Here is an 8,653-nt window from a genome sequence, read left to right as displayed (position 1 = left end):
TAATTAGTAAGTGTACGATTAAAGTATTGATATTTATTAGCTGATAATTTTATAAAAATAAATAAAGACATAATCGCAGTTTTCTTTAAGTAAGAAATCAAATACTGCAATTATGTCTTTTTTGATTGGTCTAAATTGGATCGTTTGGGGAATTTTTGAAGCTGGAAAAATTTTTCGCACCTGAAAACAGAGAAACCCTAAAATAGCCCGTTCCCTATTCAAAATCAGGAGTCTATAATAAAAAAGAATTCATAGCAAGAAACAAAAATCCTGTTATGTGATTCTGTTTTTGACCAATAATTATTATCAGAAACATGAAATGAAAAAAGAAATGAACTATAGTTTAGGATTCGGGTTGATGTCAAACGAGTGATCACCGTTTGATATTAACAGAAAGGGAAATTGTGATTGATGAAAACACATTGATGGAAAAGCTGCAGCAAGATGGCATTATGTTCGATCGGCAACGGTATAGAGATGAGATTATAAGCGAAAAGCAAGATGAATTGGTGGTCATTGAAAATAAAATAAAAAAAATACTGGGTATTCCAGAGCCGTTTTCCTTATACTGCGAACTGATTTCCAGGCAGGCATTAAAAAATGGGATCTGCATAAAATCATTCAGTCTGGCATGGCTAATGGATCATGAGAAAAGTGACCCAATCTTTTGTAGCATTGTGAAATGGAAAGAACTCAAGCTGTTTTTAAAAACGTATGGCAATAACTTAATGGCCCAACTGGATGAGAACAGTCGTATTCACCCTAAGTGGTTATGGAACGGAACAGTAACGAACCGCATTATTTCCAAAGAACCATGCGTCCAGAATTTTCCCCGTAAGATAAGAGATTATTTCACAGCGCCACCAGGTCATTGTCTGATTTCAGCTGATTATTCACAAATCGAGCTGAGAATTATGGCTGAAATGTCGGGTGATGAACGGTTGACACAATTGTTTCTTCACGGTGGAGACTTGTATAAATCGGTAGCAGCAACGCTTCTTAATCGGGAGATTCAGGATATCAGCGATGATGATCGTCAGAAAATCAAAGCGATAACACTTGGTATGCTGTACGGGATAACGTCTTATGGAATGGTCCAAAATCTCGAAAAAAAGGGCCTGAGTATGACAATTCAGGAGGCAAATCAGCTGCAAATCGCATTCTTTGAGCAGTTTCCAGGGATTGCGGCGTTTCAACGGCAACAGTTAAACAGTGACACAATCAAAACACTTGGTGGATTCGAGTTTCATAACATAAAAAAACCAAACAGTAAGTTAGCCCTCGGCATTCAGGGCAGTTCATCAGAAATTCTAAAGAAATCCATTGAATTGGTAACTGAACGACTGGGGTCTCATATCAAAATTGTGATGCTTCTCCATGATGAAATTATTTTAGAGACAGAGCATCAAAAAGTTGCAATGGTAAAAGAAGTTCTGGAGTCATCCATGATTGATGGTGCGAAAGAATATTTAAAGAAAACTCCAATTAAAATTGAATTAAAAGAAAGCAAAGAGGACGAATATGGCAAATGAAGATATGAATTATTTAGGGATCAATGAAAACAATGGCATTTACAGAAATCAGGAGTTTGAAGAGATACTGAAATCAGCTAAAAAAGTGACAATCGATGAGCAGCTTTCAGATGACGCTGAAGTAACAAATAAAGAAAACATCTGGACAAAGAGTTTACAGGAAAATTCGGTAACTAATGATAGTCGCTTTAATTTATCTAAAACAGTAAATTCGGGGGTAAGTCCTTTTACCTTTGCGATCAAAGCGATCATGCCGCCTGATGGCGATTATCATTTTGTGCTTAAAAACTTTAATGAAGAATTAAACTCGGTGAAAGCAGGTGGCTATGTCACCTCATATTGCAGTTTTGATTTTTTACTATTAAGTGTTGACGGTATTGAGTATGACCTAAAGCAGGTTTTTTCATCAAAAGAATTATCGCTGAAGAAATTTCAGATGTTTGTGAATTCGCTGCTTCTTTCGATTGGCGTGAATGAGATTACAAACCCCCAAGAGCTTATCGGGTGTACGGGTGAGTGCAGAGTTGTTAACTCGGTGAATGATGATCGACGATACGTCAATATCAGCACAATTATTCAAGCAACATTACCACAAAAGAAATGATTTAGGTAACAGATGAGGGGTGTAGCGGTCACAAGCACCCCTCAGAATTTAAGAATGATGGAGGAAAAATGCCAATCGAAAATAGTTTAAAAGATAATATTGAAGAAGTGGAAGAAATCATAGAAAACTCAACCGTTTTTCTATTACGAGAAGAACCTGAAACCACTGTTTTTAATGAAATGGTCTATCTGGATGAGTCAAAACTGATTCCAAAAGGATTAGAACGGGAACAGACAATCGAATGCTTGCAGCAGGTTGGATTCACCCGGAAGATAAACAAAAAAACAGGGTTGGAGTCCTTCATTTTAACAGATATCAATCTATGGGTGGAGTATGTAGCCTCTGTTTTGAAAGCTGGGTATAAAACGGTGAGCAATGAGATTGCACTTTTTAATGATGAGCTTGGCAAATACGATCTGTTCTCAGCGGAAAAAGGTGGTATTGGGTACAATGATTTAGCCCAAATCATCAGGGGTATCTTCAATTACTCCGATATACAACTGTGGAATGGTGCAAATGGAGCAAAAACCATTAACGCTTTAGTGCTGGAGATCAAAGAAAAAGTCGTTCGTTTTAATCAGGGCAATTATATTAATTGCAAAAATGGCGTCCTGCTTTTGGATTCACAGGAGTTAGTGCCGTTCAGCACCAAGTTTCTCACAACCCATAGCAGCAAAATTGAATATGATCCCGACGCGGGGTGTTCCTTATTTCTGGAAACACTGGAGAATATTGTTGATGGAGATCAGGAGATGGTCACATTGATTCAACAAATATTTGGTTATTCGATTAGTAATTCCATGGCAGCGAATGTTGCATTCTGGTTGTTCGGTACTGGTCGAAATGGAAAGAGTTTATTAATGTCCATATTAGCTGAGATTGCCGGTTCAGAAAATGTGTCACACTTGCCATTGAAAGATTTTAACGAAAAATTTGCACTAGAAATTTGCCTGAATAAGCGCTTGAATATCTGTGATGAAAACAAGCAGGTCAAAGACTTCGATACAGCTATTTTTAAATCGATCACATCCAATGACAAGGTACATATTACCAGAAAACACATAAGTGCAGTGGATGCTCAGTTGGACATTAAACTGTTGATGTTATTCAATAAATTGCCTGAAATCAGTGAGTGTACACCAGCTCTGACAGAACGACTAATCATATTGCCGTTTAATAAAACATTCTATTTGGATGAAGCCGATCCTTTTCTAAAGCAGAAACTGATCGGTGAGTTGCAGGGGATACTTAATTGGAGCATTCAGGGTTATCAACAATTACGGGATAACGGGTTTAAATTTCCAAAATGCGAAGTCTGTGAACAAGCAAAAACCGATTATTTCAAGGAAAATGTACCGGTACTAAAATTCTTCCTGGATCGTTATGAACCGGCAATGCCCAGTGAAAACAGATCAATTAATCGAACCCATCTCTACACCACATATAACAATTGGGCTTGCATGGAATATCATATCATCTATACAAAAGAAGAATATTTTTATAAAGCCCTTCATGAAGGGCTTACTGCTCAGGGTTTACGATGTGATTTCCGAAAAAGCGGATTATGGGTGTTAGCAAATTATAAACCGATTCAAAAAAAAGCAGAAATTGAGGAGGCTGTTGTTTGACAGTTGAATTACTGAGGATGTGTTTTATTAAGAAGATCAAAATGAATAGCGGATTTTACGAACGGCTAGATACGATGTTGACTTTAATGATTTAGAGCTACTAATAAAAATAGCTTCTAAACACTGCTTTTTTGTCTTGAGGGATCTCAGGGAAGTCAAAAATCAGATCAGATAAAAATGATCTGAAGTAACGAATCCGAAAGGAGGTGGTGTGACATTAGGATTCATGAAATTATTTACACGTTAGAACGCAAGTCAATTAAGGAAGGCAATCCTATAATATTTGAATTAGTCTCGGAAGAGAAAACTCATTCAGAACCAGATGAACATTATCTTGAGCTGCTCAAGTTAATTGACTATATGATAACAACAGAAATTTAGAATAGACGGAAAAAATAATTGTTTCAGCCGTAATAATGCGGCAATGAGAGGAAGAAATAAATGCATAATTATACTAAAATTGAACCAAAAGATTTCAAGGCTTATGACTGCTTTCTAAAACCTAAAAGTGGTAATTTCAAAAGCATCTTAAGACGTGGAGAAGCCAGAAAATATACTGGTATCAGCTTTGAAAATGTCGAAGTAGTGCTTGGATTTGAAATTGAAGATAAGTATGGCCGTGATTATTACGTAGAGAAAGCCTTTTTATACTCTGATCAATACGGTTCAGAATATGATACCTTCATGCGGGAAATTGAAGAATTTCTGCTATTCGATCAAGTGTTTCTATGTGACATTATTGGACTTAAAGGGACTGCGCAGGTTGAGGTTGAAGAATTTGGCAGTAAATCGAAATTCAAAATCATAAAATTCACGCCAAATGGTTATGATAAATAGTTACAGAAGTTAAAATAAAGTGTTAAGACTGAATTATTTGGGAAGGTCAATCGGTTAAGTTCGAAGATCTTCCCAATTTTCGAACAAAATCAGACCAATCGATAAACGCATATTATATATTTGAAATAAATATTTGAGATAGAGAAATAGGAGGAATGAACATGGCAAAAAAGGGAACAATTAAACGAGCAGTTGGTTACGCCAGGGTATCAACAGATATGCAGAATGAATCATCCATTGATGCTCAGATTTATGGGGTTAAAGAATACTGTGAAAAGCATGGGTACTGTCTGGTGAATACCTATATCGATTTTGGGATCTCAGGAACAACGGATCAACGGCCTCAATTTCAACAAATGATTGAAGATGGTAAAAAAGGACAATTTGATGCGGTAATTGTGCATAAGGGAGACCGATTTGCCCGATCACGAAACTTGTCGTCAACCTATAAAGAGATCCTGGCCAAAAATAATATTGAATACATTTCTGTAACCGAATGCTTTGGAAATGAACCGGAAAGTGTCCTACTAGAAGGCTTAACCGAAGCCATGGCAGAATATTATTCAAGAAATCTGGCCAGAGAAGTGCGTAAAGGCTTGTTGCAAAAAGCCAGAGACTGTTTGTACACCGGGGGAAACCTGCCACTCGGATATGATATTGATCCTGAGACACAGAAATTTATTTTAGCCAAGAATGAAGATGAAATCAAAACAGTGCAAACCATATTCAAAATGAAAGCGGAAGGTTATGGCTACGGAGAGCTCATACAAGAACTGAATCGACAGGGACTCAATCAGTCGAAGAAAGGTGGAACCCTGTCAAAATCCGCGATTAACTGGATGTTACATAATGAACGCTATACAGGAATGTATGTTTATGATCGGTCAGCAGCAAAAGGGCCTCGGGGTAGAAATGGTCATAAGTATAAAAATGAAGAAGATACCATTCGAATAGACGGTGGAGTGCCACAAATCATTGACAAGGAAACATTCAGAAATGTCCAGGAAATACTCACGAAAAACAAAAAGAAATCAGGGACATTTAAAACCAAACATCCCAATTTATTAGGCGGGATCATTGAATGTGAGTGCGGTCATTCATATGTCAGTAATTACCGTAAAGAACGACCGGGTCATAGGGCGTATGCTTCTTATCAGTGTAACTACCAAAGCAGTCACAAAGATAAAAGCTGTAAAAATAAAGGAATTGAACAAACAACCCTTGATTCAGCTATTCTGGATTTGCTGTATACACATATTTATGATGATGTAGAAACGATTACGGCAGAATTTAACCGTTACCGAAGAAAAAAATTGGAAAATATTGATTTGGATACGGATACCATTCAAAGACAGATTACGGCCATTGAGATCAAAATCAATAATATCACCGATGCCATTGCGCAGGGGATGAATCAAAAGGTCATGTTTGATAAAATGGAAACCTTGCATTTAGAAAAACAGCAGTTGGAAAATGATCTGATCGATGTGAACACGATTGAAGAAACGGTAGAAGTTACTGAAGATGAAATTAGAGAGCTGCTTGAAAAAACAAAAGTTATGGTACGAACGAAGAGCATTCCTGAAGTGAGACGATTTATTAATCGATTTATACAGAAAGTCGTTGTTCATACAGATAACGTTGAGGTCACCTTTAAGGTGGCCTTTTTAATTGGCGAAAAATGGACACCAGCCTGTTGTTTTACTAAATGGCTCAGTCGAGAAGCGATTAAGTTTAATGAAAGATTACGTAAAACAAGTATCGCATGAAGAACGTGGCTTAAATTTAGTCGGATGAAGAGTTTAGATCGAGCTTCAATAGTTATAATAACTATAATCGAGTTCTGAATAATTATATTGATATACACAATATATAGTGTTATCATATATAAAGCAACCATATATAGAAAATGATTTGAAGAAGGAGAAAACTATGTCAGAATTGATTAAGCCTGGGACAGACAACAAAACACCAGGGAAATATATTGAAGTTGGTCCACAAGGTGGAAAAGTTAACAAACCAAGAGTTGTAAATATTGGTACAGGTGATCGTTTACCACCAACTCAGAAACCTGCTCATAAATGGGTCAAAAAATAATGCACTGGCCACTGCTCATACCAGTGGCCTTAAACTTCAAAATTTACGATAACAACGTCGTTAGGAGCTGATTTACTGCCAATCATTGAAGTGAACATCTTTTCATAATGTTGAATCCAATCGTTATTAGATGTTGATTTATGAGTAGGGTCGTTGACGATATTTAATAGAACTAATTTGACATTAATCGATTGATTTTTTAGAAAAGCTAAGAATGCTAAGCGATTTCCCATTTGATAATATGTATCGCACCAAATTTTTGTAAAATCAATTAGATTTATACCAAGGGGATCTTTAAATAAAGCGTAAGTACTTTTCAAGGATCTTTCAATAAGGGTTCTGCTGGCAGCAGCTTTGGCAGTACATTTTGATAATGTTTCCTCAATGTGTCCTTTTGCTTCCAGAAGAATAACGGTATTAGTTAGCGAATCCCAACCGATTGCATCCCACCAAGCACCGCGACTAGGCCAAAAATTATTTAAGTCTTTTATAGAGATAGATTGCAACGGATTTTTTTTGTTGATGAGTTCTACAACATCCTTATTTCTAAATTCTATGTAATCATTGGGTAATGGGGAGAGCCATTCAATGGTTTTAATTGAAGGTTCAATTGTTGTTATTTTTTTTGTTAAGGCGAGACCGTTGTCTAAATTCACCAAAGTTTGTATCCAAAATTTGCTGCCTTTTACCCCACGACCATTTGAAGTATTGCCTTTTTTTGAATCTGCCATATTAAAACCTCCTATTTTGATTTATTGTATCATAACGAAAGAAGTAAAATAGTTATTTTGTTCATTAAACAGGAGTGAAAAATCGATTAATATAATTTGGGTGATCAATATGACCGGTAAAAAAAGCAATTTGGGGGGGAGAGGGCAATAGTTTGAGAAAATTTATTGATAACTTCATCTAGAGATATTGAAAAAATCTGGCAAATATACTTTTCATGCATGGAAAAAATGTCATAAATAGAATAATAAAATTCTAAAAAAGGGAGAGATGCTATTGGAGATGAACAAAACACAAATAGAAATGCGCGCAATTATCGCTTTGGAAAACGTTTTAACTAGAAGTCAGTATATTAATCCAGAAGTTGCAAAAAACGATAAAACGCCTTCATGGGATGGCAATATTTTTGTTTATGATCAACCGGGTACAAAGAAAAAAGATCTACTTGGTAAAATTGATATCCAAGTAAAGGGTCATTACAATACTGATGATTTCAGTGAAAAGATTACATACCCAGTAAATATATGTGATCTAAAAAATTATCTCAATGATTCGGGAGCAATCTACTTCGTTGTTTATTTGCAAGATTTTGATAATCATAAAATATATTACCGTCCGTTATTACGATATGATTTAACTTGTTTATTAAAAGAGATAAAAGATCAAAAGAGCAAATCAATTGAGCTATTGGAGTTTCCGACTGACGAACTGGAAATACGAGATATTTTTACAAACTTTATCAGAAATAGGAGTCTTCAAGGTACGGTTGATCACAAATTTCTTTCAATGGAAGATGTTGAGAAAGCTAATCTTTCAATTGAGAGTTTTAATTTTTTTTATAGTGGACCTGGACTCAAGCAGTGTTCGCCAATTGAATATACTTTAAATCATCCAACTTATATTTATATAAAACCATTCGATTTTGAAGTGTACCTACCTGTGGATAAAGCAACCTTTACTAGAGCTATACAAACATTTTCTAAAGATATAAAAGTAAATGGAGAACTTATATATACTGAATACGATGTTTTACATACAAAGGTGAAAAGCATATTAAGGTTCGGAAAAAATGTGGAAATCGATTTTTCGTTGAATAAAATACATTTTAAAGATACGGGCTTTTTATCAGACAGAATAAAAGATCTCGGATTTTTTATAGCAATATTAGAAAATCAAGATGTTTCAATTGGTGAATTAAGTTTTCTCAAAAATGAAGTGAATGTTAG

8 protein-coding genes are annotated in these 8,653 nt (G+C 35.6%); 7 read left to right on the top strand and 1 reads right to left on the bottom strand.

Annotated features, from left to right (window positions below):
* Positions 1-380 precede the first annotated feature (380 nt).
* The 6 genes from GH808_RS14610 to GH808_RS14585 all read left to right on the top strand — a co-directional run bounded on the left by GH808_RS14610 (position 381) and on the right by GH808_RS14585 (position 6,698).
* Positions 381-1,532: a DNA polymerase gene (locus GH808_RS14610; protein ID WP_186843524.1), complete on the top strand. Its 1,152-nt coding sequence runs from the start codon at positions 381-383 to the stop codon at positions 1,530-1,532.
* Entirely contained in the window at positions 1,522-2,136 is a 615-nt protein-coding gene (locus tag GH808_RS14605; protein ID WP_186843523.1) for a hypothetical protein, read from the top strand. The genes GH808_RS14610 and GH808_RS14605 overlap by 11 nt, the downstream gene beginning before the upstream one ends.
* Positions 2,137-2,204: 68 nt before the next feature.
* Complete coding sequence (locus GH808_RS14600) at positions 2,205-3,764, top strand: DNA primase family protein (RefSeq protein ID WP_186843522.1); 1,560 nt, start codon at positions 2,205-2,207, stop codon at positions 3,762-3,764.
* A 441-nt stretch (positions 3,765-4,205) separates the two neighbouring features.
* A complete protein-coding gene (locus GH808_RS14595; protein ID WP_186843521.1) occupies positions 4,206-4,601 on the top strand; it encodes a hypothetical protein in 396 nt (131 codons plus the stop codon).
* Between the two features lie 161 nt (positions 4,602-4,762).
* Positions 4,763-6,370 carry a recombinase family protein gene (locus GH808_RS14590; protein WP_186843520.1) on the top strand — a complete coding sequence of 536 codons (1,608 nt, stop codon included), beginning with the start codon at positions 4,763-4,765 and terminating at the stop codon, positions 6,368-6,370.
* A 163-nt stretch (positions 6,371-6,533) separates the two neighbouring features.
* The gene (locus GH808_RS14585; RefSeq protein ID WP_186843519.1) at positions 6,534-6,698 is read left to right on the top strand and encodes a YjzC family protein; all 165 of its coding nucleotides are present in this window, start codon (positions 6,534-6,536) and stop codon (positions 6,696-6,698) included.
* A gap of 29 nt (positions 6,699-6,727) precedes the next feature.
* On the opposite strand, the gene GH808_RS14580 is transcribed toward GH808_RS14585, so the two are convergent.
* Positions 6,728-7,429: a hypothetical protein gene (locus GH808_RS14580; protein WP_186843518.1), complete on the bottom strand. Its 702-nt coding sequence runs from the start codon at positions 7,427-7,429 to the stop codon at positions 6,728-6,730.
* Positions 7,430-7,703: 274 nt separating this feature from the next.
* Between GH808_RS14580 and GH808_RS14575 the strand changes: the two genes are divergently transcribed.
* Positions 7,704-8,653: hypothetical protein (locus tag GH808_RS14575; protein WP_186843517.1), on the top strand; the 950-nt coding region annotated here is incomplete at its 3' end.

Origin of the sequence: Acetobacterium fimetarium, from assembly GCF_014284475.1 — a bacterium.
Lineage (GTDB): Bacteria > Bacillota > Clostridia > Eubacteriales > Eubacteriaceae > Acetobacterium > Acetobacterium fimetarium.
The sequence above is the reverse complement of the archived record's forward strand: the minus strand, read 5'-3'. Positions and strand labels throughout refer to the sequence as shown.

Excerpts from the sequence above, each read along its gene's own strand:
- GH808_RS14605 (WP_186843523.1), top strand. The coding sequence starts at position 1,522 with ATGGCAAATGAAGATATGAATTATTTAGGGATCAATGAAAACAATGGC.
- GH808_RS14600 (WP_186843522.1), top strand. The coding sequence starts at position 2,205 with ATGCCAATCGAAAATAGTTTAAAAGATAATATTGAAGAAGTGGAAGAA.
- GH808_RS14595 (WP_186843521.1), top strand. The coding sequence starts at position 4,206 with ATGCATAATTATACTAAAATTGAACCAAAAGATTTCAAGGCTTATGAC.
- GH808_RS14590 (WP_186843520.1), top strand. The coding sequence starts at position 4,763 with ATGGCAAAAAAGGGAACAATTAAACGAGCAGTTGGTTACGCCAGGGTA.
- GH808_RS14585 (WP_186843519.1), top strand. The coding sequence starts at position 6,534 with ATGTCAGAATTGATTAAGCCTGGGACAGACAACAAAACACCAGGGAAA.
- GH808_RS14580 (WP_186843518.1), bottom strand. The coding sequence starts at position 7,429 with ATGGCAGATTCAAAAAAAGGCAATACTTCAAATGGTCGTGGGGTAAAA.